We start from the raw sequence: 26186 nt of genomic DNA, 5'->3' as shown, positions 1-26186 counted from the left end.
CGTTCAGTTTCCCGTCGTCTCGCCCTTTTCCTGACCGAGCTTGGCCAGGCTCGCATGTGCCGCCGCGGCCACGCGTTCCGCCGTCAGCCCGAACTGCTCGTACACGGTCCTGTACGGGGCCGACGCGCCGAAGTGTTCGAGGCCGACGACCTCGCCGCACTCGCCGACGAACTGGTGCCAGCCGAGGGCGACGCCCGCCTCGACCGCGACCCGAGCCCGGATCGACGCAGGCAGGACCGTCTGCTTGTATGCGATGTCCTGCCCGTTGAACCATTCGACACACGGCATCGACACCACGCGCGTCGGGATGCCCTGCGCCTCCAGCAGGTCGCGGGCGTTCACCGCGATCTCCACCTCGCTGCCCGTGGCGATGAGCAGGACCCGCGGCTGGCCGTCGGAGGCCTCGCGCAGGACGTAGCCGCCCTTGGCCACGCCCTCGGCGCTGGTGCCCTCGAAGACGGGCAGGTTCTGCCTGGTCAGGGCCAGGGCAGCGGGCCGGTCGGTGTGCTGGAGCACCGCCTTCCACGCGTACGCGGTCTCGTTGGCGTCGGCCGGGCGGACCACGTCGAGGCCGGGGATCGCGCGCAGCGCCCACAGGTGCTCGATCGGCTGGTGCGTGGGGCCGTCCTCGCCCAGGCCGATGGAGTCGTGCGTCCAGACGTAGGTGACCGGCAGCTTCATCAGGGCGGCCAGGCGCACCGCCGGCCGCATGTAGTCGGAGAAGACCAGGAACGTGCCGCCGTAGGGGCGAGTGCCGCCGTGCAGGGCGATGCCGTTGAGAATGGCGCCCATGGCGTGCTCGCGGATGCCGAAGTGCAGCGTGCGGCCGTAGCGGTTACCCGGGAACTCCTTGGTCTGGTATTCCTCGGGGATGAAGGACGGCTCGCCCTTCATGGTGGTGTTGTTCGACTCGGCCAGGTCGGCCGAGCCGCCCCACAGCTCGGGCAGCACCGGCGCCAGCGCGTTGAGCACCTCGCCGGAGGCCTTGCGGGTGGCCATCGAGGCGCCCGCCTCGAACGACGGCAGCGCCCGCGCCCAGCCGTTGGGCAGCTGGCGCTGGGAGATGCGGTCGAGCTCCTCGGCCCGCTCGGCGTTGGCCTGCCGCCACTCCGCGTAGCCCTTCTCCCACTCGGCATGGGCGGTGCGGCCGCGCTGGGCGACCGCGCGGGCGTGCTTGAGCACCTCGTCGGGCACGTCGAAGCTCTTGGCGGGGTCCATGCCGAGGACTTCCTTGGTGGCGGCTACCTCCGCCTCGCCCAGGGCCGAGCCGTGGATCTTGCCGGTGTTCCGCTTGTTGGGCGCGGGCCAGCCGATGATGGTGCGCAGCCGGATGAACGACGGCCGGCCGGTCTCGGACCTGGCCGCCTGCAGCGCGTCGTAGAGCGCCTGGACGTCCTCGGCGTAGTCGCCGTTCTCGGTCCAGTCGACGCTCTGGGTGTGCCAGCCGTAGGCGTCGTAGCGGGCGACGACGTCCTCCGACTTGGCGATGAGCGTGTCGTCCTCGATGGAGATCTGGTTGTCGTCCCAGATGACGATGAGGTTGCCCAGCTTCTGGTGGCCGGCGAGCGAGCTGGCCTCGTGGCTGATGCCCTCCTCGATGTCGCCGTCGCTGACCAGGCACCAGATGTGGTGGTCGAACGGCGAGACGCCCGGCTCGGCGCCGGGGTCGAACAGGCCGCGCTCGCGGCGGGCCGCCATCGCCATGCCGACCGCGTTGCCCAGACCCTGGCCGAGCGGACCCGTCGTGGTCTCGACGCCGGCCGTGTGGCCGTGCTCGGGGTGACCGGGCGTGAGGCTGTCCCATTGGCGCAGCCGCCTGAGGTCGTCGAGCGACAGGCCGTAGCCGGAAAGGAAGAGCTGGATGTAGAGCGTCAGACTGGTGTGGCCGCACGACAGCACGAAGCGGTCGCGCCCGATCCATCCGGGATCGGTCGGATCGTGGCGCATCACGCGCTGGAAAAGCAGGTATGCGGCGGGGGCCAGGCTCATGGCGGTGCCGGGATGACCCGAGCCCGCCTTCTCCACTGCGTCCATCGCCAGGGCTCGAACGACGTCGACGGCCTTCTTGTCGAGGTCGGTCCATTCGAGGGCTGGCACGAGTTCGGTGCTCAAGTGCTCGATCTCCGGAATCTAGTTGTCTTTGGTCACGCCGGTTTGGCTATCCCGCCCACAGGGACCCTAACCGAGTGGAGGCGACGATCAATTCCCGTTCCACTCCGGCGTCCCACATGGGGCGCAAGCCCCCCATTGGCCGGACCGGCCGACCCTGCGACTACAGTTTGGTTGTTCGCAGAGGCGTCACGGCGCCCACCCATGGATCCGCTCTAATCAGAGGTTACGCGTTGACCCCGCACAGGCTGGAAGCGCCTTGACGGTGCTCACCAACAGGCAGGCGACGGCCCCGTCCCCGAAGGTGGGCGAGCCGCGTTCGATCGGCATGATCGTCAAGGCCTACATCGCGCTCACCAAGCCGCGGATCATCGAGCTGCTGCTGATCACGACGCTGCCCGTGATGTTCCTCGCCGCGGGCGGGCTGCCGCCGCTGTGGACGTCCGTCGCCGTCATGGTGTTCGGCACCCTGTCGGCCGGCAGCGCCAACGCGCTCAACTGCTACGTCGACCGTGACATCGACCAGAAGATGCGCCGCACCCGCCGCAGGCCGCTGGCCAGGCACCAGGTGTCGCCGCGCGCGGCGCTCGTCTTCGGCATCGTGCTCGGCGTGCTCTCCACCCTGGGCCTGTGGCTCACCACCAACGCGCTGGCCGCCCTGCTGTCCACCGGCGCGATCCTGTTCTACGTGCTGGTCTACTCGATGATCCTCAAGCGGCGCACCGCCCAGAACATCGTGTGGGGCGGCATCGCGGGCTGCATGCCGGTGATGATCGGCTGGGCGGGCATCACCGACCGGCTCGCCTGGGCGCCGCTGGTGCTGTTCGGGGTGGTGTTCTTCTGGACGCCGCCGCACACCTGGACGCTGGCCATGCGCTACAAGGAGGACTACGCGGCGGCCAAGGTGCCGATGCTGCCGGTCGTGGCCACCGAGCGGCGGGTCGTCCTGGAGTCCATCGCCTACACGTGGGCGACCGTGCTGTGCTCGCTGGCGCTGTGGCCGGTGGCCGGCACCACGCTGTTCTACCCCGTCGTGGCGGCCGTGCTCGGCGCCGTGTGCCTGTGGGAGGTGCACCGCCTGCTGGCCCGGCTCAACGCCGGCAAGAGCGGTGTCGCCCTGCGCCCGATGCGGTTCTTCCACTGGTCCAACGCCTACCTGGCGCTGCTCTTCCTCGCGGTCGCGATCGACCCGCTGCTCGCCTGACCCTCCGCCCGGCCGTTGCGCCGGGCCCTCCTTGCTCCTTATAGTGCACATATGAATAGCTCTTCAGGTGTTATCACGGGTCTGGACGGCTGCGCGGTGCAGGAGCCGGACGCCGCCAGGGTCGCGGCCACCCGCGACCGGCTCGTGACGCCGGAAGAGGCCACCCGGCTGGCCGAGTTGTTCCGCCTGCTCGGAGACCCGACACGGGCCCGGTTGCTCTACGCCCTGCTGGAGGCGGGGGAGCTGTGCGTGTGCGACCTGGCCGACGCCGTCGAGGTGACCGACACCGCCGTCTCCCACGCGCTGCGCCTGCTGCGTACGGCGGGGATCGTCGCCAGCCGCAGGGCCGGACGGATGATCTACTACCGGCTGGCCGACGCCCATGTCCGCATGCTGCTCGACCTGAGCCGGGAGCATCTGAAGGAGACCGGATGAGCGGAGATCATCACGGCCAGGGGGCCGGTCGCGGGTCCGATGGGGGGCAGGGTCATGGGCACGGTCATGGGCACGGTCACGCGCTGAGCGCGAACGCCGACAGGCGTTATCTGGCCGGGGCGCTCGCGCTCATCGTCGGCTACATGGTCGTCGAGGTGATCGCCGGGGTGATCGCCAACTCGATCGCGCTGATCTCCGACGCCGCCCACATGCTGACCGACGCGAGCGCCATCGCGCTGGCCCTGCTCGCGATGCGCATCGCCGCCAGGCCGGCCAGGGGCGCCTACACGTTCGGCTGGAAGCGGGCCGAGATCCTCTCCGCGCAGGTCAACGGCGTGACGCTGCTTCTGCTCGTGGCCTACTTCGTCTACGAGGGCGTGCGCAGGCTCATGGAGCCGCCCGAGGTGTCGGGGCCCGTCGTCGTGTTCACCGCGCTGGCGGGCATCGGCGTCAACGCGCTGGCCGTCTGGCTGCTGTCCAGGGCCGACCGGCGCAGCCTCAACGTCGAGGGCGCCTTCCAGCACGTGCTCAACGACATGTACGCCTTCATCGCCACGGCGGTGGCGGGTGTCGTGGTCTGGCTGACCGGCTTTCGCCAGGCCGACACGATCGCCGCCCTGGCGGTGGCCGCGCTCATGCTCAAGGCCGGCTGGGGGCTGCTGCGCGACTCCGGCCGGGTGCTGCTGCAGGCGGCGCCGAGCGGGCTCGACCCCGACGAGATCGGCGGCGTGCTGGCCGCCGACCCCGACGTCGAGGAGGTGCACGACCTGCATGTCTGGGCGGTGACGAGTGGCTACCCCACGCTGTCGGCCCACGTGATCGTGGCGGAGGGCTCCGACTGCCACGACGTACGCACGCGCCTCGCCCGCCTGCTGCACGAGCGCTTCGAGATCGGCCACACCACGCTCCAGGTCGACCACGGCATGCCGGGCCTGGACCCGCACTGCTCCGACCCGCACGGACCCCGGCACTCTGATCCGTTAAAGTCACCCTATGGCGACCCGTGATCCACGCTGGGTGTTCAAGGACCGCCCATCGTTCGCGTTGATCATCGGGCTGGTGCTCACCGGCATCTGTGCTCTCGTCTCGTTCTCGTTCGACGTGGTGTTCAACGGCGCGCCGGTGCAGTTCTTCATCGCCCTCATGCTCGCGCTGGCGCCGGTGCCGCTGCTGCTGGCCGCGGTGCTGGCGCTCGACCGGATGGAGCCGGAGCCGCGCAGCAACCTGGTCTTCGCGTTCGCGTGGGGCGCGGGCATCGCGGTGCTGGTCGCCGGCGTGATCAACTCGCTCAACCTGCACTACATCATCGACACCGCCCGCCTGTCGGAGGCCAGCGCCCGCAACATCGCGGCCACGTTCGGCGCGCCCGTGGTGGAGGAGACGATGAAGGGCCTGGTCCTGCTGGGCCTGCTCAGGTTCCGCAGGGCCGAGCTCGACGGGCCGACCGACGGCGTCATCTACGCGAGCATGGTCGGCCTCGGCTTCGCCATGAGCGAGAACGTCAGCTACTACATCGCCGCGCTGTCCGGCTCGGGCGTCAAAGGGCTGGCGGTCACGGTGGTGCTGCGCGGCATCCTGTCGCCGCTCGCGCACCCGCTGTTCAGCTCCATGATCGGCGTCGCGGTCGCCTACGCGGCCCAGCGCGGCGGCGGCGACCGGATCTTCCCCGTCCTGGCCGGCTGGTCGGGCGCGATGATCCTGCACGGCCTGTGGAACGGCCTGGCCTCCTACGGCGGCTTCCCTGGGCTCGTGGTGGCCTACCTGACGCTGCTGGTCGTGCTGGTCGTGCTCATCGGCGTGGTGTTCAGGGACCGGCGGCGCATCGTCGCCCTCATCCAGCGCTATCTTCCGCCCTACGAGCCGACCAAGCTGGTCACCCAGGCCGACATCTACATGTTGTCGGCGTTCACCCGGCGGCGGCAGGCCAGGCAGTGGGCCAAGGCCCACGGCGGCAAGCGAGGGTTGCGCGCGATGCGCGACTACCAGCTGGCCGCCACCGAGCTGGGCCTGCTGCACGAGCGGGCGGCCCGCCACGTGGTCGACGAGCAGACCTTCCACGAGGAGCAGCGGGCGCTGCTGGAGTGCATGAGCACCGCCAGGGCGGACTTCCCCGTACGATCGATGCACGCCGGCTCGGTCGCCAGGGGCTCATCCCCGCCGGGCTACGCCCCCGGTGCTCCCGGTTGACGCGGGCCGCCCCGGGCTCCCGGCTGGGGCGTGGTGCCCTGAGGCTGCCCGGCTGACGCGGGACGCGCGTGGTGCGTACGGCCTGAGCGGTTTTCCGAGCGGGGCGGACCTATCCCCGCAAAACGCACCTGTCCCAGGCCGGGGGAGTGGCGGACCTAACGCCAGAAACCACGCGATTTCCCCTCAGACGGCGGCGTGCGCCGCGGTGGGGGAGGGGCCGGCGGGCGCGGTCTCAGGGGCACGCGTGCGCAGCGAGGTGACCACCCGCAGCGCGGCGATCCAGACCAGCGTCGAGCCGAGGACGTGGAGCAGGACCAGCATGGCGGGCACGGCCAGGAAATACTGGGTGTAGCCGATCACGCCCTGGGCCAGCTCCACCGCGAAGAGCACCAGCGCCGCCCGGCGTGCGGGGCGCGGGGCGTTGTTCACGTGCAGCGCGAACGCCAGCGCGAACGTCAGCCCCACCACGACGTAGGCGATGTCGGCGTGGACGCGCGCCACGATCTCGATGTCGAGGTCGAAGCGGGAGGCCATGGCGTCGCCCGAGTGCGGCCCCGTGCCGCTCACCACCACGCCGGCCACCAGCAGCACGAACACCGCCGCGAGCAGCACGTGGCCGAGCCGCCTGATGTCGCGGTGCGTCACCCGGCGCGCGGGGCCGTCGCCCTCGCCCGCGCGGGCGTACAGCACCCAGCAGGCGGCGATCAGGCCGCTGGAGATCAGGAAGTGCATGCCCACCGTGAACGGGTTGAGCATGGTGTTGACCACCAGCCCGCCCCACAGCGCCTGGGCCACGATGCCGACCGGCTGGAGCCAGGCCAGCAGCACCAGCGAGCGCCTGCGCGGCGTCATCCGCAGCGCGGACAGCACGCACGCGACCCCCACGGCCAGCACCAGGAAGGTGAGCAGCCGGTTGCCGAACTCGACGGCCATGTTGAGCGGTGAGACCTCGGGGTGCGCGACCGGGATGAAGCTGTCGGGCGTGCACCTCGGCCAGGTCGGGCAGCCCAGCCCGGAGCCGGTGACCCGCACTCCCGCGCCCGTCACCGTGATGCCCGCGTTGACCACCACCGAGGCCATGGCCCAGCCGCGCATCGACCTCTCGGTGGGCGCCCAGAAGGAGAACAGGCGGCGCACGAAGGGGTGGGGATGGTCCGTGGGTAGCTTCACGTATCGATGGTAAGGGCCGGGCGGGCCGGTCCCTGGAACGGGGCTTCTCAAGGTCATTGAGTATGTGACATATTACTGTTTGGGAGGTGGTGGTTTTTGTCCGACGTGATCGTCGTCGGCGCCGGCGTGGTGGGAGCGGCCTGCGCCTACTACGCCGCACGGGCGGGACTCGACGTGACCGTGATCGACCGTGGCCCCGTGGCGGGCGGCACGACCGGCTCGGGCGAGGGCAACGTCCTGGTGTCCGACAAGGAACCCGGGCCCGAGCTGGAGCTGGCCGTCCTGTCGAACCGGCTGTGGCGCTCGCTGGCGGAGCGGCACGGCGGTAACGGCGGGTTCGAGTTCGAGGCCAAGGGCGGGCTCGTCGTCGCCGAGACCCCCGAGGTCCAGGAGCGGCTCGCCGACCTCGCCGCCGAACAGGCCGCCAAGCACGACGTCGAGCACACCCTCGTGCCCGCCGGATCGTTGCGCGACTACGAGCCGCACCTGGCCGGCGACCTCGCCGGCGGCGTCCACTACCCGCAGGACGCCCAGGTGCAGCCCATGCTGGCCGCCGCCGCCCTGCTCGGGCACGGGGCACGCAGCTACGGCCGCGGCACGCTGCGCCTGCGGCTGGGCGCCGCGGTGACCGGGTTCACGCGTTCGAGCGGCCGGGTGACGGGCGTGCGCACCACGCAAGGCGACGTCCGCGGCGGAGCGGTGATCAACGCGGCGGGCACCTGGGGCGGCGAGGTGGCCGCGCTGGCGGGCGCCGACCTGCCGATCCTGCCCAGGCGCGGGTTCATCCTCGTCACCGAACCCCTGCCCGAGCCGCTGATCAGGCACAAGGTCTACACCGCCGCCTACGTCACGAACGTCGCCAGCGACTCGGCGGGACTGGAGACGTCCGCCGTCGTCGAGGGCACCCCCGCGGGGACCGTGCTCATCGGGGCCAGCAGGGAACGGGTCGGCTTCGACCGGACGACGTCGGTGCCGGTGCTCGCGCGGCTGGCCGGGCAGGCGGTCGCGCTCTTCCCGGCGCTGCGCGAGGTGCGGGCCATCAGGTCCTACTGCGGGTTCCGGCCGTACTGTCCCGACCACCTGCCCGTCATCGGCGCCGACCCGCGCGTGCCCGGGCTCTACCACGCGTGCGGGCACGAAGGCGCGGGGATCGGGCTCGCCCCCGCGACCGGGCACCTGCTCGCCCAGCTCGTCGCCGGCCAGGAGCCCGACCTCGACCTGAGCCCCTTCCGGCCCGGACGTTTCTCCGAGGAGGACCAGTGACGTTCCACATCACGGTCGACGGCCGGTCCGTGCCGGTCGTCCCCGGGCAGACGATCGGCGCGGCCCTGCACGCGGCCGGCGTGCGGTCGTGGCGCAGCACCCGCTTCGGCGGGCGGCCCAGAGGGCTGTTCTGCGGGATCGGCGTCTGCTTCGACTGCCTGATCTCCGTCAACGGGCGCGCGCCCGAGCGGGCCTGCCTCCTGGAGGCCGCGCCGGGGGACGAGGTGACGACGTCGTGACGTACGACCTCGTGGTGATCGGCGGCGGGCCCGCGGGGGTCGCGGGCGCGCTCACGGCGGCGCGGGCGGGCCTGCGGGTGGCGCTCGTGGACTCCGGCGCGCGGCTCGGCGGCCAGTACTTCCGCCACTCCGCCGTCCCGGGCGCGGAGCCCGGGCTCGGCCGGTTCCTGCGCCAGGGACGGGCCCTGGGCGAGCGTGCCGACGTGCTGCTGCGGCACCAGGCGTGGAGCGCCGCCCGCGAACCGGACGGGACCCTGGTCGTGCACTGCGTGACGCGCTCCTCCTCCGCGCCGGGCGGCGGGGCGGGTGAGCGGACGGTCGCCGTGCGGGCGCGGCGGCTGCTCATCGCCACCGGCGCGTACGACCGGCCGCTGCCCTTCCCCGGATGGGACCTGCCCGGCGTGCTCACCGCCGGCGGCGCGCAGGCGCTGCTCAAGGGCAGCGGCGTCGTGGCGGGCCGGCGGATCGTCGTCTCCGGCACCGGGCCGTTCCTGCTCCCGGTGGCCTGCGGGCTGGCCGGGGCGGGGGCGCGTGTGCTCGGCGTGTTCGAGGCCGGCGTGGGGCTCGGGCTGGTCAGGCAGCCGCTCCTGGCCCTGGACAAAGCGGGCGAAGCGGTACGGTACGCGGTGGGCCTGGCCCGGCACCGGGTGCCGTACCGCACCCGCCAGGCGGTGGTCGCGGCGCACGGCGAGCGCGAGGTGGAGGCCGTCACCGTGGCCCGCCTCGACAAGGCGTGGAACGTCCTCGCCACCCGCGTCGTCGAGTGCGACACCGTGGCCGCCGGGTACGGTTTCGTGCCGCAGATCGAGCTGGGCACGCAACTCGGCTGCGAGACCCGGCACGACGTGGACGGCAGCCCCGTGCTCAGCGTGGACGCCGCCCAGCGCACCACCGTCCCGGGCGTCTGGGCGGCGGGCGAGCCCACGGGGGTCGGCGGGTGGCGGCTGTCCGAACTGGAGGGCCGCATCGCCGGCCTGGCCATCGTGGCCGGCCACGGGACGGCACCCCGGACCGCCCCGGCGCCGTCCACGGACGCGGCAGCGGGCCCTCGCGGTGACCTGACGACGGCGCGTGCTCCGGCGCCCGGCGGCGATCCGGCGGCTGCTGCCGGGAGGCCCGGGGAGCAAGAAATGCCCGGGGAGCCAGAAGTGCCCGGGGAGTTGGAAATGCCCGGGGAGTTGGAAATGCCCGGGGAGCCGGGGGAGCCCGGGGTGCCCGTGGTGCCTGGGGTTCTCGTGCGGCGGCGGGCGCGGTGGCGGGCATTCGGGGAGGCGTTGCAGCGGGCCTACCCCGTCGAACCGGGCTGGCAAGGGTGGCTGCGCGACGACACGCTGGTGTGCCGGTGCGAGGAGGTGCCGCTGGCCCGCGTACGCGAGGCGCAGGACCTCGGCGCGACCGACGCGCGCTCCGTCAAGTTGCTGGCCCGGCCGGGCATGGGCTGGTGCCAGGGCCGCATCTGCGGATACGCCGTCTCCTGCCTGGCGGGGGAGCCGCCGCGGCCGCCCCGCCGCCCCATCGCCCAGCCGGTCACCCTCGGCGCGCTCAGCGAGAGCGGCGAGGCGAGCGATCGGGCCCCCGCGGACGATCCACCCCCTCACCCGAACCCCCGGAGGAGCTCGTGACGGAACACCGCAGCAAGCCCTGGCACGGCGTCATGGTGGCCACCGCGCTGCCGATGCGCGGCGACGGCGACGGCCTGCCGGTCGACTTCGACGCCTACGCCGCCCACTGCCGCTGGCTGACCGGCAGCGGCTGCGACGGCGTCGTGGCGAACGGATCGCTCGGCGAGTACCAGACGCTGACCCCGCGGGAGCGGGCCCGGGTGATCGAGACCGCCGCCGAGGCGGTCGGCGGGCGCAACGTGATGGCCGGGGCGGGCGTGCCGGTGGTGGCCTACAACAACCCGTACGACACCAAGGTCGACCTGACCCCCGCGCTGCTGGCCAGGCTGCACGAGGAGGGGCTCATCGTGGCGGTCAAGGAGTTCACGGGGGATCCGCGGCGGGCGTACGAGATCGCCGAGCTGGCGCCAGGGCTCGACGTGCTGATCGGCTCGGACGACGTGCTGCTCGAACTGGCCGTGGCCGGGGCGGTGGGCTGGATCGCCGGCTACCCGAACGCGCTGCCGGTCTCCGGCGTCGCGCTCTACGAGGCCGCGGTCGCGGGCGACCTCGACACCGCGCTGCCGCTCTACCGCGCGCTCCACCCGCTGCTGCGCTGGGACTCGAAGAGCGAGTTCGTCCAGGCCATCAAGCTGTCCATGGACGTGGCGGGCCGCTACGGCGGGCCGTGCAGGCCGCCCCGGCAGCCGCTCACGGAGGAGCAGACCGCTATTGTGCGGGCGGCGACCGGAAAGGCACTGGCGGAAGGGCTGCGATGAGGACCAAGCGCGTTTTCCACGCCGTCGACTCCCACACCGAGGGCATGCCCACGCGGGTGATCACCGGCGGCGTGGGCGTGATCCCCGGCGCCGGCATGGCCGAGCGGCGCGTCTACTTCCGCGACCATCTCGACCACATCCGCACGCTGCTGATGACCGAGCCGCGCGGCCACTCGGCGATGAGCGGCGCCATCCTGCAGCCGCCCACCCGGCCGGACGCCGACTGGGGTGTGCTGTTCATCGAGGTGTCGGGGTTGTTGCCGATGTGCGGGCACGGAACCATCGGCGTGGCCACCGTGCTGGTCGAGACCGGCATGGTGGAGGTCACCGAGCCGGTCACCACCGTGCGCCTGGAGGTGCCCGCCGGGCTGGTGGCGGTGGACGTGGCCGTCGAGGACGGCATGGCCACGTCGGTGACGCTGCGCAACGTGCCCTCCTACTGCGACCGGCTGGACGCCGCCGTGACCGTGCCGGGGTTCGGGACGATCCCGTACGACCTGGCCTACGGCGGCAACTTCTACGCGATCGTCGACCTCGGCTCCTACGGCCTGCCGTTCGACCGCAAGGCCAAGAACGAGATCATCGCGGCCGGTCTGGCCACCATGGAGGCCGTCAACGCCGCCGACGAGCCCGTGCACCGCGAGGACGACCGCATCCGCGGCTGCCACCACGTCTATTTCGCCGCGCCCGGCTCCGACGCCCACCACTCGCGGCACGCCATGGCCATCCACCCCGGCTGGTTCGACCGCTCGCCGTGCGGCACCGGCACCAGCGCCCGCATGGCGCAGCTGCACGCCCGCGGCGAGCTGCCGCTCGGGCGGGACTTCGTGAACGAGTCGTTCATCGGCACCCGGTTCATCGGCCGGGTGCTGGAGGAGACCACTGTGGGCGGCGGACCCGCGGTGGTGCCGTCGATCACCGGCCGCGCCTGGATCACCGGCACCGCCCAGTACTTCCTCGACCCCCGCGACCCCTTCCCCGCGGGGTTCGAGCTGTGAGCCGCGCGCCCGGTCCACGCGACGCGATCACGACGGTCGACTACCACACGGGCGGCGAGCCGTTCAGGATCGTGACCGGCGGCGTGCCCGAGATCCCCGGCTCCAGCGTGCTCGACCGCCGCTCCACGGCGATGGCGGAGTTCGACCACGTGCGGCGGCTGCTGTGCCACGAGCCGCGGGGCCATGCCGACATGTACGGGTGCTTCCTGGTCCCTCCCGACGACCCCGGCGCGCGGTTCGGCGCGCTGTTCTGGCACAAGGACGGCTTCTCCACCGCCTGCGGCCACGGCACGATCGCGCTGGGCGTCCACGCGGTGCGCGAGGGCCTGGCCGGCGCGGCTCCCGACGGCGAGACGGACGTGGTCATCGACGTGCCGTCGGGCCGCGTCACGGCCCGGGTGCGCTGCTCCGGTGGCCGCGTGCGCGCGGTGACGTTCGTCAGCGTGCCGTCGTTCGTGATCGCCCGCGGCGTGCCGGCCGGAGGGGTGACGGCCGACGTCTCCTACGGCGGCGCCATCTACGCCTCGGTGCCCGCCGCGGCGGTGGGGCTGTCGGTGGAGCCACGGCACCTGCCCGCGCTCATCGAGCACGCCCGGCGCGTCAAGGCCGACCTGGCCGGCCACCCCGCCTCCCGGCATCCCTCCGACGACCGGCTCTCCGGCGTCTACGGCGTGATCTTCTACGACGAGCTGCCCGACGTGGACGGCGTGGCGCACCAGCGCAACGTGGCGGTGTTCGCCGACGGGGAGGTGGACCGCTCGCCCTGCGGGTCGGGCACCGCCGCCCGGCTGGCGCTGCTGCACGACTCGGGCCTGCGCGGCCCGCTGATCCACACCAGCGTCGTCGGCAGCACCTTCCGCGCCCGGGTGGCCGGCGTCACCGAGGGCGCGGTCGTCCCGGAGATCGAGGGCATGGCGTACCGGACCGGGCGGCACTCCTTCGAGCTCGATCCCGACGATCCGATGGGAACGGGGTTCACCCTGCGATGAGCACGCTGCCGTATCTCGACGCCGCCACGCTGGAGCGGCTGGTGCCGCCCGGGCGGGCCGTACAGGTTCTCGAGGACGCCCTCAGGGCCGGGCTCGACCCGGAGGACACGCCGCAACGGTCGGTCGTGGACGTGCCCGCCGGGCAACTGCTGCTGATGCCCGCCGCGGCCGGGCGGTACGCGGGGGTGAAGGCCGCCACCGTCGCGCCGGCCAACCCGGGGCGGGGGCTGCCCCGGATCCAGGGGACGTACCTGCTGCTGGACGGCGGGACGCTGGCCCCGCTCGCGGCCATGGACGGGATCGCGCTCACCTCGCTGCGCACGCCCGCCGTCTCGGCGCTGGCCGTCCGCCACCTGGCCCAGCCGGGGGCGCGGCGGCTGGTGGTGTACGGCAGCGGGCCGCAGGCGTGGGGGCACGTGGCGGCGTTGCGCGAGGTGGCGCCCGTCGCGGAAGTGACGGTCGTCGGGCGCGATCCCGGACGCGCCGAGGCGCTCGCCGGGCACTGCCGCGCGCTCGGGCTGGACGCGCGGGCGCTGACCTCGGCCGAGGACGGCGAGAGCCATGAGGCGGTGGCCGGGGCCGACCTCGTGGCGTGCTGCACCACCGCCAGGGAACCCCTGTTCCCCGGTAAGCTCGCCCGCGACGGCGCCACCGTCGTCGCCGTAGGGTCGCACGAGCCCGGCGCCCGCGAGCTCGACGGCGATCTCGTCGCGCGTGCCACCGTGGTCGTCGAGGCCAGGGCGGCCGCCATGGAGGAGGCGGGTGACCTGATCGTCCCGATCCGCCAAGGTACGATCACGACTGGTCATCTCGCCGGCAACCTCGCGGACCTGATCGCCGGAAGAGTGCTCGCAGGGCCGGGGCCGCGCGTGTTCAAAGGCACGGGCATGGCGTGGGAGGACCTCGTGGTCGCGGCTGCCGCTTACGAGGCCTGGACGTAGGAGGGGGTGGCGGGATGGTCGCCGAGGACCGGCTCGACCTGCCGATGGTGGGGGAGCGGCAGAGCCTGCGGGAGCAGGTCGCTCATGCGCTGCGCGCCGCGCTGATCACGGGTGAGATGCGGCCGGGGGTGGTCTACTCCGCGCCGGTGCTGGCCGCCCAGTTCGGCGTCTCGGCCACGCCCGTCCGCGAGGCCATGCTCGACCTGGCCAAGGAGGGCCTGGTCGAGGCGGTGCGCAACAAGGGTTTCCGGGTGACCGAGCTGTCCGACCGCGATCTCGACGAGCTCACCGAGATCCGCCAGCTCATCGAGGTGCCCACGGTGGCCAGGCTGGCCGACAGCGCGCGGGCCGAGGAGTTCGAGCGGCTCAGGCCCGTCGCCGAGGAGATCGTCTCGGCCAGCGAGCGGGGCGACCTGCTGGCGTACGTCGACGCCGATCTGCGTTTCCACGTCGAGCTGCTGGCCCTGTGCGGCAACGCCCACCTGGTCTCCGTGGTGCGTGACCTGCGCACCAGGGCCAGGCTCTACGGGCTGTCGCAGCTCTCCGAGCGGGGCACGCTGGCCGACTCGGCCAGGGAGCACCTGGCGCTGCTCGACGCGCTCAAGAGCGGCGACGCCGCCGCCGTCAGCCAGATCATGGAAGAGCACATCGGTCACGTACGCGGCATCTGGGCCGAGCACTGAGCCCGGCGATGCCGGGTTGGCCCGCGATCCGAGCGGTAAGTTCCGACATTTAGGGATCGTGCGCTCCCTGATCGAGGTAACCTCGATGCGGGCCGGCTGAGCGGCGCCTCGCGCGGGCGCCCGGCGGCCCTGTCGTCCTGGTCCATCGGACCACCGGACCACGCCACTCCCGCTGCCGGGTGGTGGCGTCAGCCTGGTCAAGCGGACTCCCGCACTCCGCTGACCTTCACCGGGCTCGGCACACCCGCCCACCGAGGCCGAGCCCCCCGCCGCGCGCCCGAGACCCCATCCCACGGGCGCGCGGCGGCCCATCACGTGGGCCCGTCATGCGGACCTGTCACGCGGACCTGTCACGCGGGTGCGGACACTGTCTCCTGCGCCCGCTCACGATTTCCCGCGCCTGCTCACGCGGTCGGCCATCCGCGTCGAGCCGAGGCTCGCGGCCACGATGCAGAGGATCGCCGCCCACTGCTGCACGTGCAGGAACTCGCTCAGCAGCAGCACCCCGATCAGCGCCGCCGCGGCCGGTTCCATGCTCATCAGGATGCCGAACACCCGCTTGGGCATGCGCCGCAGCGCCTGCAGCTCCAGCGAGTAGGGGATAACCGACGACAGCAGCCCCACGCCGAGGCCGATCAGCAGCAGCTCGGGCTGGAGCAGGTCGGCCCCGCCGGTCGTGATCCCGACGGGGGCGACCACCACGGCCGACACGATCATCGCGAACGACAGCCCGCTCGTGCCGGGAAAACGCTGCCCGGCCGCCGCCGACAGCAGGATGTATCCGGCCCAGCAGGCCCCCGCCAGCATCGCGAAGGCGATCCCCGCCCAGCTCACCGACGCCGACTGCCCCCAGGGGGCGAGCAGCACCACGCCCGCGCCGGCCAGGCCCACCCACAGCAGGTCGAGCCTGCGCCGGGAGGCCGCCACCGCCACGCCCAGCGGCCCGAGGAACTCGACGGCCACGGCGATCCCCATCGGCAGCCGCGACAGGGCCTCGTAGAAGGAGAGGTTCATCAGCGCGAGCGTCGCGCCGAAGCCGATGCCCAGCGCCCAGTCGCGCCCGGCCAGCCCTTTGAGCCGCGGCCTGACGAACGCGCCCAGGATGAGCGCCCCTGCCGCGATGCGCAGGAACACCACCGCGCTCGGAGGCAGCGCCGCGAACAGCTCCTTGGCGAATCCGGCGCCGAGCTGCACGCTGAAGATCCCCAGCAGGACGAGGCTGGAGGGCGGTATCGAGTCGGCGGCCGCGCGCAGCACGCTGCCCGGCCGCGACAGTCCGGGGCGGCGATCGAACGGGTCGTCGAGGGCGAAGGCGGACACGGATCTCCTCACCTGTGAGAAGGACAACCCTTAGAGCCTACTGACGCCCTACGACATTCCCACACTTAGAGTGGTACTCGATCTCTTAGTTAGACAAACGAACTATGGACGCATGAGAGCCCCTGACCTCCCCGTGAGCATCGAGCGGCCGCCGGCTGCCCTGTCCGTGTCGTCGTTCGTCAGCAGCTTCGACCGCTTCGCCGTCACCCCCATGCTCGTGCTGATCGCCGAGGACCTGGACGTGTCGCTGTCGGCGTCCGTCGCCGCCGCCAGCGGCTACTACTTGGCCTACGGGCTGTCCCAGCCGTTGTGGGGGCTGCTGTCCGACCGGTTCGGCCGGGTACGGGTGATGCGCGGAGCGCTGCTCGGCGCGGCGCTGGCAGGGCTGGTCTCCGCCCTCATGCCCGTGCTCGGGGCGCTGGTGGCGGCCAGGATCGTCGCCGGGGCCTGCTTCGGCGCGGTGATCCCCACCAGCTTGACGTACGTGGGCGACACGGTCCGGGCGTCGATCCGGCAGCGCGCGCTCACGGACCTGATGGCCGCCGCCTCCCTCGGCACCGCCCTGGCCACCGGCCTCGGCGGGGTGCTCGCCGGCCTGCTGAACTGGCGGGTGGCGTTCGTGGTGCCCGCCGCCTGCGCGCTGGTCTGCGCGTTCGCGCTCCGCTCGCTGCCCGAGCCGCCCCGCGCCGGGCCCGCGGGCGCCGCGCGGGGCGTGGGCCGCTACCTGGGGGCGGTGCTCGGGCACGGCTGGGCGCTGCTGGTGTTCGGGCTGGCGTTCGTCGAAGGGGCGATCCTGCTCGGCGTCATGCCCTTCCTGGCCACCGCGCTGCAGCACGCCGGGTTCGCCGCCGCCGTGGCCGGGCTCGCCATCACCGCGTACGGGCTGGGTCTGTGGGCGCTGTCCAAGCTCGTCAAGCGGCTGGTGGGACGCTGGCCCGCGCCGCTGCTGATGACCGTGGGCGGCGCGCAGCTGTGCGCCGGCTTCGCGATCGTGACCGTGCACGTGAGCCTGCCGACCGTGACCGTGACGGCGCTGCTGCTCGGCGGCGGCTGGTCGTTCCTGCACTCGTCGCTGCAGACGTGGGCCACCTCCGTGGTGCCGGAGGCGAGGGGGACGACGATCGCGTTCTTCGCCTCGGCGCTGTTCGTGGGCAGCGCGGCGGCGTCATGGGCGGCCGGGCCGCTGGCCGACCACGGGAGGTACGCGCTGCTGTTCGGCCTGGCGGCGGGCGCGGCGGTCCCGCTGACCGTGGTGGCCGCGCTCGCCAGGCGCCGCTACCAGGGTCGTCGGTAGCGCTTCGGCCTTCGGCTGAGGTGAGGCCGACCGCTCCGTGTGACGGGGCGGGGGGCCGATTCGCCAACTCTGAAGATCTCTCAAAGTCACGCGAAATGACGGGCTTCTTGCGCCATGTAGAGGATGTTCGAGTTTCGTACTTACGAAGAAGACCAGCCATGGGAACCGCCCGTGGATGACAACCGGGTAGCCACGTTCGAGGTCGTCTACGGGGAGACACGCGACCGGATCGCAGCCTATGCCGCACGCCGCTGTGACTCTCCGCAGTACACGGCCCACGTCGTGGCGGAGACCTTTACCATCGCCTGGCGCCGGGTGGACGAACTGCCGCCGGAGCAGGAGGCCAGGCTCTGGCTGTATGGAGTAGCGCGGCCTGTCCGACGACGACCGTGAGCTGCTTTCGCTGGTTCGCCCGGTAGGGCCCGGGAAGCGCCGCCCGCATCAAGGATCCGTTCGCCGGCCACTACAGACTCACCGAGGCGCTCCACGCGGTCGGCCTGGACGTCGATCTGCGGCCGGTACCCCGGGTCACGGCGGATCGGTTCCCCGGTCCCGCTCGCGTGCGCACACCTCGTCGATGTCGGACAGCCGGTGCAGGTTCTTGAGCTGGACGGCCACGCGATGGTTGCCTTTGAGACGGTGCTCATTACGGGCCAGGAACCACCAGTAGCCTGCGGTGAAGGGGCACGCCGCCTCGCCGGTGCGCTCGGTCGGACGGTAGCGGCACTCGCCGCAGAAGTCGCTCATCCGGTTGATGTAGGCGCCGCCCGCCGCGTACGGCTTGGTGGCCAGGGTGCCGCCATCGGCATACTGGGACATGCCGACGACGTTGGGGATCATCACCCAGTCGTACCCGTCGACGAAGCAGCGGTGGAACCAGTCGGCCATGTCGCCGGGGTGGAACCCGCGCTGGAGGGCGTAGTTGCCGAGCACCATCAGGCGGACGATGTGATGGGTGAACGCGTGGTCACGAACTTGCTCCAACGCCCATGACAGGCAGCGGGCCTGCACCGATCCGGCGTCCAGTTCGCGGAACCATTCAGGCGGCCGGAGCTCGGCGGCCAGCCGGTTCTCCTCGCGGTAGGAGGGGCCCAGGTGCCAGTACAGGTGCCAGATGTAGTCACGCCAGCCGATGACCTGGCGGATGTACCCCTCCACGCTCGCCAGCGGCGCCCGCGCCGCGAGATAGGCCGCCTCGGCCGCGCGCACGCACTCCATGGGGCCGAGCAGGCCAAGGTTCAGCGCGGCAGACAGGAGACTGTGCGCCATCACCGGGTCGTCCGCGAGCATGGCGTCCTGGTGAGGGCCGAAGCGGGGCAGCCGATGGGTCGTGAAGTCTTCCAGTGCGGCGAGGGCCTCGGCCCGGGTGGCGGGGAAAGCGCGGGGTGCGTCACGGCCGACGAAGGCCATGTCGCCGTCGCGTTCCCACCGGGAGAGATCGTGACGGACCTGCTCGTCGATCTCGTCCTCTGTGGGCCGCCAGGGGCTGAGGGCGTCCATCCCGCCCGGGGGAGGAGGCTGTCGGTTCTCGGTGTCGAGGTTCCACCGTCCGCCGACGGGCTCGTCCCCTTCCATGAGCACGTCCAGCCGTCGCCTGGCGTCCCGGTAGAAGTCCTCCATCAGCAGACGTCCCCGCCTGCGCTCCTGCGCCCAACGGGCGAACTCTGCCTCTGTGCTGGCGAATCCGCGCGGCTCCAGCACGGTGACGTTCGGCAGCCCGGCGACGAAGTCCGCTGCGGTGTGTGAGGTGGGACGGCACACCGTCAGGGGCTCGCGCACGCGGGCGAGCGCCTCGCTGTAGGTGTCGCTCCGGATGAAGGCGGCGCGGTCACCGAGCTCGGCCGCACGGTGCCGCAGTGCCGAGAGCACCAGGTGGGCCTTCTGACGGTGGAATTTTCTGCGGCGCAGCACGGCCCGCGACTCGATCAGCAGCACCGGCTGGTCGGCCGCGTCGAGGAAGTGCTCCCCCAGCTGATCGGCGAAGATCCAACGCCTGCCCTCGGTGCTCATCACTCACTGTCCTGTACGAGAGGGGGTGTTCTCCTCCTATGCCTCGGGCCCTTACCTACCGCTCGAGAGGGAGCGGCATGTCCATCGCAACGGCTGGAAGCCGTAAAGGTTGTGGCGAGCAGCGGGCTCGATGAAAGCCTGGGCGGCGTGTCACCTCGGGTCCCTCACCATCGCGCCCCGGCTCGCGGTCATCGCCGCCCGGGGCTCTCCTTCACTCCCAGCGGAAGGTGCGCGAGACCAGCCCCAGCGACAGCACCGCCCACGCCGCCAGCACCGCCAGCGGGACGAGCGGCAGCGCCGCGCCCCCCGCGAGCACCGATCGCAGCCCGCCGGTCAGCGCCGAGATCGGCAGGATCTCCAGCACCGGCCGCATCCCCTCGGGGAACTTCGACAGCGGGAAGACGACCCCGCCCGCGCCCAGCAGCACGAGGTAGACGAGGTTGGCGGCGGCCAGCGTCGCCTCGGCGCGCAGCGTGCCCGCCATGAGCAGCCCCAGGCCGCTGAACGCCGCCGTGCCGACCACGATGAGCAGCGCGGCGCTCAGGAACGACCCGTGCGGCCGCCACCCCAGCGCCAGCCCCACGGCCACGATCACGACGGCCTGGATGACCTCCACGGCCACGACGGCGGCCGTCTTGGCGAGCATGAGACCGGCTCTGGACAGCGGCGTCGCGCCCAGCCGCTTCAGCACGCCGTAGCGGCGCTCGAACCCGGTCGCGATGGCCTGGCCGGTGAACGCCGTGGACATGACGGCCAGGGCCAGCACGCCGGGCGTCAGGAAGTCGACCCGGCTGCCGCCGACGTCGATCAGCGGCATCATCGAGAACCCCGTCAGCAGCAACACCGGGAGGACCAGCGTGAGCGCCAGCTGCTCGCCGTTGCGGAGGGTCGCGCGGACCTCGGCGCGCGCCTGCGCGAACACCATGCGCGTGAACGGCGCCGCACCGGGCGCGGGGGTGAAGTCCAGCGTGGTCATCGCGCCTCCAGCGGGTGCGGGCCGAGCGGTCATCGCAGTTCCCTGCCGGTCAGCTCCAGGAACACGTCTTCGAGGGTGCGGCGCTCGATGCGCAGGTCGTCGGCCGTGACGCCCTCGGAGGCGCACCAGGCCGTCACCGTGCCCAGCAGCTCGGGCCCGACCAGGCCCTCGATGATGTAGTGCCCGGCGGGTGACTCCTTGGCCGCGCTGCCCGCGGGCAGCGCGTTGAGCAGCTCTTCCAGCGCCAGCCCCGGCCGCGCCCTGAACCGCAGCTGGCGCTCCGCGCCCGTGAGCGAGGCGGGGCTGCCCTCGGCCACCACCCGCCCCCTGTCGATGATCGCCACGTGGTCGGCCAGCCGCTCGGCCTCGTCCATGTGGTGGGTGGTCAGCACCACGGACACGCCCGCGCCGCGCAGCTCGCCCACCAGGTCCCAGCAGGCGTGCCTGGCCTGCGGGTCGAGCCCGGCCGTCGGCTCGTCGAGGAACACCAGCTCCGGCCGCCCGACGACGGCCGCGGCCAGCGACAGGCGCTGCTGCTGCCCGCCCGACAACCTCCGGTAGGGGGTGCGTACGTGCTCCGTCAGCCCCAGCCGGGCGAGCAGCGCGTCAGCGTCGAGGGGCCGGGCGTAGAAGCGGGAGACCAGGCGCAGCCACTCGGCGCAGCGCATCGCCGGCGGCACGCCGCCCGCCTGCAGCATGACTCCCACCCTCGGCCGCAGCTCGGGCAGCGCGGGCGCCAGGCCGAGCACTCTGACCGTGCCCGCGTCGGCCACGCGGAACCCCTCGCAGATCTCCACCGTGGACGTCTTGCCCGCGCCGTTGGGGCCGAGGACCGCGGTGACCGCCCCGCGTTCGGCGCGGAGCGTGAGGCCGTCGACGGCGGTGGTGCCGCCGTAACGTTTGACCAGGTCGATGATCTCGACGGCTGGGGAGTCCATGCCATGAGTTTAGGGACTGCGGTGGGCGGTCCCGGCCGCAGGTGAGCACGGCCGATGCGGTGTTCCTCGTGCGGGTCATGGAATTCCCAAGAAATATCTGATGACCGGGAATTAGGAGAAGCCGGTCCTGGTTTGATCCTTCGGCCCTCGTGGGCCACCGGTCCGCGAGGGAGAGGGGCATCCATGTCCGTGGCAGAGGCCACGTCCGCCGTCGTCGTTCATGAGCGAAGGAGCCGCCGCGGGCTGCTGCTGGTGATCCTCGGGGCGCTGTCGGCGATCGGGCCGCTCTCCATCGACATGTACCTGCCCGCGCTGCCCGCCATCACCTCCGAGATGCTCAGCGCCCCCGCGCAGGTGCAGCTCACCCTCACCGCCTGCCTCATCGGCGTCTCCGTCGGCCAGGTGATCGCCGGGCCGGTCAGCGACGTGCGCGGCAGGAGGGTGCCGCTGATGGTGGGCGTGGCCGGGTTCATGGCGGCCTCCCTGTTGTGCGCGTTCGCGCCGTCGGTGCCCATGCTCATCGCGTTCCGGCTGCTGCAGGGCATGCTGGGCGGCGCGGCGCTGGTCATCGTGCGGGCGGTCGTGCGCGACCTGTACGACGGCGCCGCCATCGCCCGCATCTTCGCCACGCTCATGCTGGTGAGCGGCCTGGCCCCCATCCTGGCGCCGATCGCGGGCGCCCAGCTGCTGGCGTTCACCTCGTGGCGGGGCGTGTTCGTGGTGCTCAGCCTCATCGGCCTGGTGCTGCTGCTGGCCATGCTGGCGGGCGTGCGCGAGACGCTGCCCGCGGCCGAGCGCGAGAGCGGCGGGCTCAAGCACACCGTGCGCACGTTCTGGCGGCTGCTGCGTGACCGCCCGTTCATGGGCTCCGCCCTGACGGCCGGGCTCGCGTTCGGGGCGATGTTCAGCTACATCTCCGGCTCGCCGTTCGTCCTCCAGGAGGTGTACGGCGCCACGCCCCAGCAGTACTCCCTCATCTTCGGGCTCAACGCGCTCGCCCTCACCGTCATGGCCCAGCTGGGCGGCCGGCTGTCGGGGCGGGTGGCGCCGGCCCGGCTGGTGCTCGTCGGGCTGGCCATCGGCCTGACCGGAGCCACGTTGCTGCTGTCGGCCGCGCTCGCGGGGCTCGGCCTGTGGTACATCGTCGGCGGGTTGTTCGTCATCATGCTCGGCCAGGGCCTGGTGTTGCCGGGCACCGGCGCGCTGGCGCTGGCCTCGCAGCCCGCTCAGGTGGCGGGCAGCGCCTCGGCGCTGCTCGGCGTGCTCCAGTTCGCGCTCGGCGCGGTCGCGGCCCCGCTGGTCGGGCTGGTGGGATCCGCCAGTGCCGTGCCCATGGCCTGTGTCATGCTGGGGCTCATCCTCGGCTCGGCCCTGATCTTCGCCGCCCTGGGTCGTCCGCAAGTTAGGTAAGCCTACCCTGCGTGAGAAATTGCATTCACCCTGTTCCCGGATCCGTTTGTGCAGCGGGAAGGAATTACGGCACACTGATGTTGTGAAAAACATGCACCTGAGCGAGCCAGGCAACGAGCGCGGCACCCGCGCCCGTGTCGCCAGGCTGATTCTGGAGCATGGTCCCGTCACGGCCGGGGCGCTCGGCGAGCGGCTCGGGCTCACGCCCGCCGCCGTCCGCAGGCATCTCGACGCGCTGCTGGCCGACGGGATGATCGAGCCTCGCATGGCGCGCCCGCGCGGACAGCGCGGTCGCGGGCGGCCCGCCAAGCTGTTCGCCATCACCGACGCGGGGCGCAGTGCTTTCGAGCACGCCTATGACGACCTGGCCGGGAGCGCGCTGCGTTTCCTGGCCGAGCGCATGGGACAGGAAGCGGTGACCGACTTCGCCCGCTCGCAGGTCTCGAGCCTGCTGAGGCGGCTGGAGCCGGCCATGCGGACGGTGCCGGCGGACCAGCGCGTGCAGGTGCTGGCGCAGGCGCTGTCGGCGGAGGGGTACGCCGCCTCGGCCAGCAAGGCCAAGTCGGGGGGCGACCAGCTCTGCCAGCATCACTGCCCGGTGGCACACGCGGCGGCGGAGTTCCCGCAGCTGTGTGAGGCCGAGACGGAGGCGTTCGCGCAGCTGCTCGGCGTCCCGGTGCAGCGCCTGGCCACGATCGCCCACGGCGACGGGGTCTGCACGACACACGTGAGCCCGCAGACGCTGGGCGAATCCGCACATAGAGACAAGAGCAAGGAGACCGGAAGGTGAGTGTCACCGACCGCCCGGAGCTGGAAGGCCTCGGAAATTACAAGTTCGGCTGGGCCGACCCGGATGCCGCGGGTGCGGCGGCCAAGCGCGGCCTGTCCGAGGAGGTCGTCCGCAACATCTCCGGGCTCAAGAACGAGCCGGAGTGGATGCTCGACCTTCGCCTGAAGGGCCTCCGCCTGTTCGACAAGAAGCCGCTGCCGACCTGGGGCTCCGACCTCACGGACATCGACTTCGACAACATCAAATACTTCGTGCGCTCGACCGAGAAGCAGGCCGCTTCCTGGGACGAGCTGCCCGCCGACATCAAGAACACCTACGACAAGCTCGGCATCCCCGAGGCGGAGAAGCAGCGCCTCATCGCCGGCGTCGCCGCCCAGTACGAGTCCGAGGTCGTCTACCACAAGATCCGTGAGGACCTCGAGGAGAAGGGCGTCGTCTTCGTCGACACCGACACGGGCCTGAAGGAGCACGAGGAGCTCTTCAAGGAATACTTCGGCTCGGTCATCCCGGTGGGCGACAACAAGTTCGCCGCGCTCAACACCTCGGTGTGGTCGGGCGGCTCGTTCATCTACGTGCCGCCCAACGTCGAGGTCGAGATCCCGCTGCAGGCCTATTTCCGGATCAACACCGAGAACATGGGCCAGTTCGAGCGGACCCTGATCATCGTCGACGAGAACAGCTACGTCCACTACGTCGAGGGCTGCACCGCGCCGATCTACTCCTCCGACTCGCTGCACAGCGCGGTCGTCGAGATCATCGTGAAGAAGAACGCCCGCTGTCGTTACACGACCATCCAAAACTGGTCCAACAACGTCTACAACCTGGTCACCAAGCGCGCCGTGGCGTACGAAGGCGCGACCATGGAGTGGATCGACGGCAACATCGGCTCCAAGGTCACGATGAAATACCCGGCCGTCTACCTCATGGGCGAGCACGCCAAGGGCGAGACGCTGAGCGTCGCGTTCGCCGGCGAGGGCCAGCACCAGGACGCCGGCTCCAAGATGGTGCACCTGGCGCCCCACACCAGCTCCAGCGTCATCTCCAAGTCGGTGGCGCGCGGCGGCGGCCGCACCTCCTACCGCGGTCTCGTGCAGATCGAGGAGGGCGCCCACGGCAGCGCCAGCACCGTCAAGTGCGACGCGCTGCTCGTCGACCAGATCAGCCGCTCCGACACCTACCCCTACGTCGACGTCCGCGAGGACGACGTCTCGATGGGGCACGAGGCCACGGTGTCCAAGGTCAGCGAGGACCAGCTGTTCTACCTCATGAGCCGCGGGCTCGACGAGGACGAGGCGATGGCCATGATCGTGCGCGGCTTCGTGGAGCCGATCGCGCGCGAGCTGCCCATGGAATACGCCCTCGAGCTCAACCGGCTGATCGAGCTGCAGATGGAAGGAGCCGTCGGCTGATGGGCCTGAACGAGAAGCCCTTGTCGACCCTGCACGAGAAGGCGTCCTACGACCTGGCCGACTTCGCCGTCCCGACCGGGCGCGAGGAGGCGTGGCGGTTCACGCCGCTCTCGCGCCTGAAGGGGCTGCACAACGGCAAGGCCGAGATCACCGGCCAGGCGCTCACCCAGGTCTCCACCCCGGCCGGCGTCACCGCCGAGTGGGTGGGGCGCGGCGACCCCCGCATCGGCCAGGCCTACGTGCCGGCCGACCGGGTCAGCGCGCAGGCGTACACCGCCTTCGAGAAGGCGCTGGTCGTGACCGTGCCCAAGGAGGCCACGCCGGACGAGCCGATCCGCGTCGAGGTGCGCGGCGGCGGCCTCGACGGCGTCACCTACGGCCACATCGTGGTCAAGGTCGAGCCGCTCGCCGAGGCCGTGGTGATCATCGAGCACCAGGGGCACGCGGTCTACGCCGACAACGTCGAGTTCGTCGTCGGCGACGGCGCCACGCTCAAGGTCGTCAGCCTCCAGGACTGGGAGGACGACGCGGTCCACGTCTCCCACCACCACGCCCAGCTCGCCAAGGACGCGACCTTCCGCAGCTTCGTGGTGACGCTCGGCGGCGACCTCGTACGCCTGTCGCCCAGCGTGTCCTACACCGCCGCCGGCGGCGACGCCGACCTGGCCGGCGTCTACTTCGTCGACGCCGGCCAGCACCTGGAGCACCGCCTTCTCGTCGACCACTCGCAGCCCAACTGCAAGAGCAACGTCGACTACCGCGGCGCCCTGCAGGGCGAGGAGGCGCACGCCGTCTGGATCGGCGATGTGATCATCAGGGTCGAGGCCGAGGGCACCGACACCTACGAGCTCAACCGCAACCTCATCCTCACCGACGGCGCCCGCGCCGACTCGGTGCCCAACCTGGAGATCCTCACCGGCGAGGTCGCGGGAGCGGGGCACGCCTCCGCGTCCGGCCGCCTCGACGACGAGCACATCTTCTACCTCCAGGCCCGCGGCATCCCCTACGACGAGGCTCGCCGCCTGGTCATCAGGGGCTTCCTCGGCCAGCTCATCGAGAAGATCCAGGTCGAGGAGATCCGCGAGCGCGTGATCAGCGCGCTGGAGGCGGAGCTGGCCCGATGACCGCATTCGAGAAGGTGTGCACGCTCGACGACATCCCCGACGGGGGAGTGATCGGCGTCGAGGTGGAGGAGACGCCCGTCGCGCTCGTGCGCAAGGGCGGCGAGGTCTTCGCCCTGCACGACGTCTGCTCCCACGCGGAGGTGAAGCTCAGCGAGGGCGAGGTCTACGACGGCACGCTGGAGTGCTGGCTGCACGGCTCGTGCTTCGACGTCCGTACGGGCAAGCCCACGGGGCCGCCCGCGACCCGGCCCGTGAACGTATACACAGTCAAGATCGACGGCGATGACGTCCTCGTCTCGCTCTCGAAGGAGTCATAG

General features: G+C 71.8%; 25 protein-coding genes. 19 read left to right on the top strand and 6 right to left on the bottom strand.

The window, feature by feature from the left end:
• Positions 1-3 precede the first annotated feature (3 nt).
• On the bottom strand, positions 4-2034 hold the full coding sequence (gene tkt / locus E1292_RS07325) for a transketolase (RefSeq protein WP_246089978.1): 2031 nt from the start codon (positions 2032-2034) through the stop codon (positions 4-6).
• Positions 2035-2368: 334 nt separating this feature from the next.
• Between tkt and E1292_RS07320 the strand changes: the two genes are divergently transcribed.
• The 4 genes from E1292_RS07320 to E1292_RS07305 are packed head-to-tail and all read left to right on the top strand — an operon-like array spanning position 2369 to position 5935.
• Complete coding sequence (locus E1292_RS07320) at positions 2369-3313, top strand: heme o synthase (protein ID WP_132593328.1); 945 nt, start codon at positions 2369-2371, stop codon at positions 3311-3313.
• Between the two features lie 51 nt (positions 3314-3364).
• Positions 3365-3748, top strand: coding sequence for an ArsR/SmtB family transcription factor (locus E1292_RS07315; RefSeq protein ID WP_132333267.1), 384 nt, complete (start codon positions 3365-3367; stop codon positions 3746-3748).
• On the top strand, positions 3745-4755 hold the full coding sequence (locus tag E1292_RS07310) for a cation diffusion facilitator family transporter (protein ID WP_132593326.1): 1011 nt from the start codon (positions 3745-3747) through the stop codon (positions 4753-4755). The genes E1292_RS07315 and E1292_RS07310 overlap by 4 nt, the downstream gene beginning before the upstream one ends.
• Positions 4742-5935 carry a PrsW family intramembrane metalloprotease gene (locus E1292_RS07305; protein WP_132593324.1) on the top strand — a complete coding sequence of 398 codons (1194 nt, stop codon included), beginning with the start codon at positions 4742-4744 and terminating at the stop codon, positions 5933-5935. Before E1292_RS07310 ends, E1292_RS07305 begins: the two co-directional genes overlap by 14 nt.
• A gap of 183 nt (positions 5936-6118) precedes the next feature.
• Here E1292_RS07305 and E1292_RS07300 read toward each other — a convergent pair whose 3' ends face one another.
• On the bottom strand, positions 6119-7105 hold the full coding sequence (locus tag E1292_RS07300) for a COX15/CtaA family protein (RefSeq protein WP_132593322.1): 987 nt from the start codon (positions 7103-7105) through the stop codon (positions 6119-6121).
• A 105-nt stretch (positions 7106-7210) separates the two neighbouring features.
• On the opposite strand from E1292_RS07300, the gene E1292_RS07295 reads away from it, so the two are divergent.
• The 8 genes from E1292_RS07295 to E1292_RS07265 are packed head-to-tail and all read left to right on the top strand — an operon-like array spanning position 7211 to position 14598.
• Positions 7211-8368, top strand: a complete 1158-nt coding sequence (locus E1292_RS07295; RefSeq protein WP_246089977.1) for an NAD(P)/FAD-dependent oxidoreductase — start codon at positions 7211-7213, stop codon at positions 8366-8368.
• Positions 8365-8607 carry a (2Fe-2S)-binding protein gene (locus tag E1292_RS50940; RefSeq protein ID WP_165974426.1) on the top strand — a complete coding sequence of 81 codons (243 nt, stop codon included), beginning with the start codon at positions 8365-8367 and terminating at the stop codon, positions 8605-8607. Before E1292_RS07295 ends, E1292_RS50940 begins: the two co-directional genes overlap by 4 nt.
• Positions 8604-10229, top strand: a complete 1626-nt coding sequence (locus E1292_RS53535) for an FAD-dependent oxidoreductase (protein ID WP_165974425.1) — start codon at positions 8604-8606, stop codon at positions 10227-10229. Before E1292_RS50940 ends, E1292_RS53535 begins: the two co-directional genes overlap by 4 nt.
• Positions 10226-10987, top strand: coding sequence for a dihydrodipicolinate synthase family protein (locus tag E1292_RS07285; protein WP_246089975.1), 762 nt, complete (start codon positions 10226-10228; stop codon positions 10985-10987). Before E1292_RS53535 ends, E1292_RS07285 begins: the two co-directional genes overlap by 4 nt.
• Positions 10984-11985, top strand: coding sequence for a proline racemase family protein (locus tag E1292_RS07280; protein ID WP_132593316.1), 1002 nt, complete (start codon positions 10984-10986; stop codon positions 11983-11985). Before E1292_RS07285 ends, E1292_RS07280 begins: the two co-directional genes overlap by 4 nt.
• On the top strand, positions 11982-12974 hold the full coding sequence (locus E1292_RS07275) for a proline racemase family protein (RefSeq protein WP_246089974.1): 993 nt from the start codon (positions 11982-11984) through the stop codon (positions 12972-12974). The genes E1292_RS07280 and E1292_RS07275 overlap by 4 nt, the downstream gene beginning before the upstream one ends.
• Positions 12971-13915, top strand: a complete 945-nt coding sequence (locus tag E1292_RS07270) for an ornithine cyclodeaminase family protein (RefSeq protein WP_132593314.1) — start codon at positions 12971-12973, stop codon at positions 13913-13915. Before E1292_RS07275 ends, E1292_RS07270 begins: the two co-directional genes overlap by 4 nt.
• 14 nt (positions 13916-13929) lie before the next feature.
• Complete coding sequence (locus tag E1292_RS07265) at positions 13930-14598, top strand: GntR family transcriptional regulator (RefSeq protein WP_132593312.1); 669 nt, start codon at positions 13930-13932, stop codon at positions 14596-14598.
• Between the two features lie 384 nt (positions 14599-14982).
• Here the strand turns inward: E1292_RS07265 and E1292_RS07260 are convergent, their stop codons facing one another.
• Positions 14983-15918 carry an EamA family transporter gene (locus E1292_RS07260; RefSeq protein ID WP_132593310.1) on the bottom strand — a complete coding sequence of 312 codons (936 nt, stop codon included), beginning with the start codon at positions 15916-15918 and terminating at the stop codon, positions 14983-14985.
• A gap of 112 nt (positions 15919-16030) precedes the next feature.
• Between E1292_RS07260 and E1292_RS07255 the strand changes: the two genes are divergently transcribed.
• Entirely contained in the window at positions 16031-17212 is a 1182-nt protein-coding gene (locus E1292_RS07255) for an MFS transporter (RefSeq protein ID WP_132593308.1), read from the top strand.
• Between the two features lie 123 nt (positions 17213-17335).
• Entirely contained in the window at positions 17336-17605 is a 270-nt protein-coding gene (locus tag E1292_RS07250; RefSeq protein WP_246089973.1) for an RNA polymerase sigma factor, read from the top strand.
• Between the two features lie 135 nt (positions 17606-17740).
• Here the strand turns inward: E1292_RS07250 and E1292_RS07245 are convergent, their stop codons facing one another.
• From E1292_RS07245 to E1292_RS07235, 3 genes are all read right to left on the bottom strand, one after another.
• Complete coding sequence (locus tag E1292_RS07245) at positions 17741-19222, bottom strand: cryptochrome/photolyase family protein (RefSeq protein ID WP_132593383.1); 1482 nt, start codon at positions 19220-19222, stop codon at positions 17741-17743.
• Positions 19223-19433: 211 nt separating this feature from the next.
• Positions 19434-20198, bottom strand: a complete 765-nt coding sequence (locus E1292_RS07240; protein WP_132593306.1) for an ABC transporter permease — start codon at positions 20196-20198, stop codon at positions 19434-19436.
• A 29-nt stretch (positions 20199-20227) separates the two neighbouring features.
• On the bottom strand, positions 20228-21136 hold the full coding sequence (locus tag E1292_RS07235; RefSeq protein WP_132593304.1) for an ABC transporter ATP-binding protein: 909 nt from the start codon (positions 21134-21136) through the stop codon (positions 20228-20230).
• A 183-nt stretch (positions 21137-21319) separates the two neighbouring features.
• Here E1292_RS07235 and E1292_RS07230 point away from each other — a divergent pair, with 183 nt between their 5' ends.
• The 5 genes from E1292_RS07230 (at position 21320) to E1292_RS07210 (ending at position 26186) form a co-directional block, all read left to right on the top strand.
• Positions 21320-22546 carry a multidrug effflux MFS transporter gene (locus tag E1292_RS07230; RefSeq protein ID WP_132593302.1) on the top strand — a complete coding sequence of 409 codons (1227 nt, stop codon included), beginning with the start codon at positions 21320-21322 and terminating at the stop codon, positions 22544-22546.
• Between the two features lie 91 nt (positions 22547-22637).
• Positions 22638-23336 (top strand): helix-turn-helix transcriptional regulator, encoded by a 699-nt coding sequence (locus tag E1292_RS07225; protein ID WP_132593381.1) that lies wholly within the window; start codon positions 22638-22640, stop codon positions 23334-23336.
• The gene (gene sufB, locus E1292_RS07220; protein ID WP_132593300.1) at positions 23333-24745 is read left to right on the top strand and encodes a Fe-S cluster assembly protein SufB; all 1413 of its coding nucleotides are present in this window, start codon (positions 23333-23335) and stop codon (positions 24743-24745) included. Before E1292_RS07225 ends, sufB begins: the two co-directional genes overlap by 4 nt.
• Complete coding sequence (sufD, locus tag E1292_RS07215; protein ID WP_132593298.1) at positions 24745-25869, top strand: Fe-S cluster assembly protein SufD; 1125 nt, start codon at positions 24745-24747, stop codon at positions 25867-25869. Before sufB ends, sufD begins: the two co-directional genes overlap by 1 nt.
• Complete coding sequence (locus E1292_RS07210; RefSeq protein WP_132593296.1) at positions 25866-26186, top strand: non-heme iron oxygenase ferredoxin subunit; 321 nt, start codon at positions 25866-25868, stop codon at positions 26184-26186. Before sufD ends, E1292_RS07210 begins: the two co-directional genes overlap by 4 nt.

This window comes from Nonomuraea deserti, from assembly GCF_004348685.1.
Classification (GTDB): Bacteria; Actinomycetota; Actinomycetes; order Streptosporangiales; family Streptosporangiaceae; genus Nonomuraea; species Nonomuraea deserti.
The sequence above is the reverse complement of the archived record's forward strand: the minus strand, read 5'-3'. Positions and strand labels throughout refer to the sequence as shown.

Bases quoted from the DNA above. Each gene is read 5' to 3' on its own strand.
- E1292_RS07265 (WP_132593312.1), top strand. From the start codon at position 13,930: ATGGTCGCCGAGGACCGGCTCGACCTGCCGATGGTGGGGGAGCGGCAG.
- E1292_RS07255 (WP_132593308.1), top strand. From the start codon at position 16,031: ATGAGAGCCCCTGACCTCCCCGTGAGCATCGAGCGGCCGCCGGCTGCC.
- E1292_RS07305 (WP_132593324.1), top strand. From the start codon at position 4,742: ATGGCGACCCGTGATCCACGCTGGGTGTTCAAGGACCGCCCATCGTTC.
- tkt (WP_246089978.1), bottom strand. From the start codon at position 2,034: ATGGACGCAGTGGAGAAGGCGGGCTCGGGTCATCCCGGCACCGCCATG.
- E1292_RS07240 (WP_132593306.1), bottom strand. From the start codon at position 20,198: ATGACCACGCTGGACTTCACCCCCGCGCCCGGTGCGGCGCCGTTCACG.
- E1292_RS07250 (WP_246089973.1), top strand. From the start codon at position 17,336: ATGTTCGAGTTTCGTACTTACGAAGAAGACCAGCCATGGGAACCGCCC.
- E1292_RS07235 (WP_132593304.1), bottom strand. From the start codon at position 21,136: ATGGACTCCCCAGCCGTCGAGATCATCGACCTGGTCAAACGTTACGGC.
- E1292_RS07245 (WP_132593383.1), bottom strand. From the start codon at position 19,222: ATGAGCACCGAGGGCAGGCGTTGGATCTTCGCCGATCAGCTGGGGGAG.
- E1292_RS07230 (WP_132593302.1), top strand. From the start codon at position 21,320: ATGTCCGTGGCAGAGGCCACGTCCGCCGTCGTCGTTCATGAGCGAAGG.
- E1292_RS07270 (WP_132593314.1), top strand. From the start codon at position 12,971: ATGAGCACGCTGCCGTATCTCGACGCCGCCACGCTGGAGCGGCTGGTG.
- E1292_RS07225 (WP_132593381.1), top strand. From the start codon at position 22,638: ATGCACCTGAGCGAGCCAGGCAACGAGCGCGGCACCCGCGCCCGTGTC.
- E1292_RS07210 (WP_132593296.1), top strand. From the start codon at position 25,866: ATGACCGCATTCGAGAAGGTGTGCACGCTCGACGACATCCCCGACGGG.
- E1292_RS07310 (WP_132593326.1), top strand. From the start codon at position 3,745: ATGAGCGGAGATCATCACGGCCAGGGGGCCGGTCGCGGGTCCGATGGG.
- E1292_RS07315 (WP_132333267.1), top strand. From the start codon at position 3,365: ATGAATAGCTCTTCAGGTGTTATCACGGGTCTGGACGGCTGCGCGGTG.
- sufD (WP_132593298.1), top strand. From the start codon at position 24,745: ATGGGCCTGAACGAGAAGCCCTTGTCGACCCTGCACGAGAAGGCGTCC.
- E1292_RS07280 (WP_132593316.1), top strand. From the start codon at position 10,984: ATGAGGACCAAGCGCGTTTTCCACGCCGTCGACTCCCACACCGAGGGC.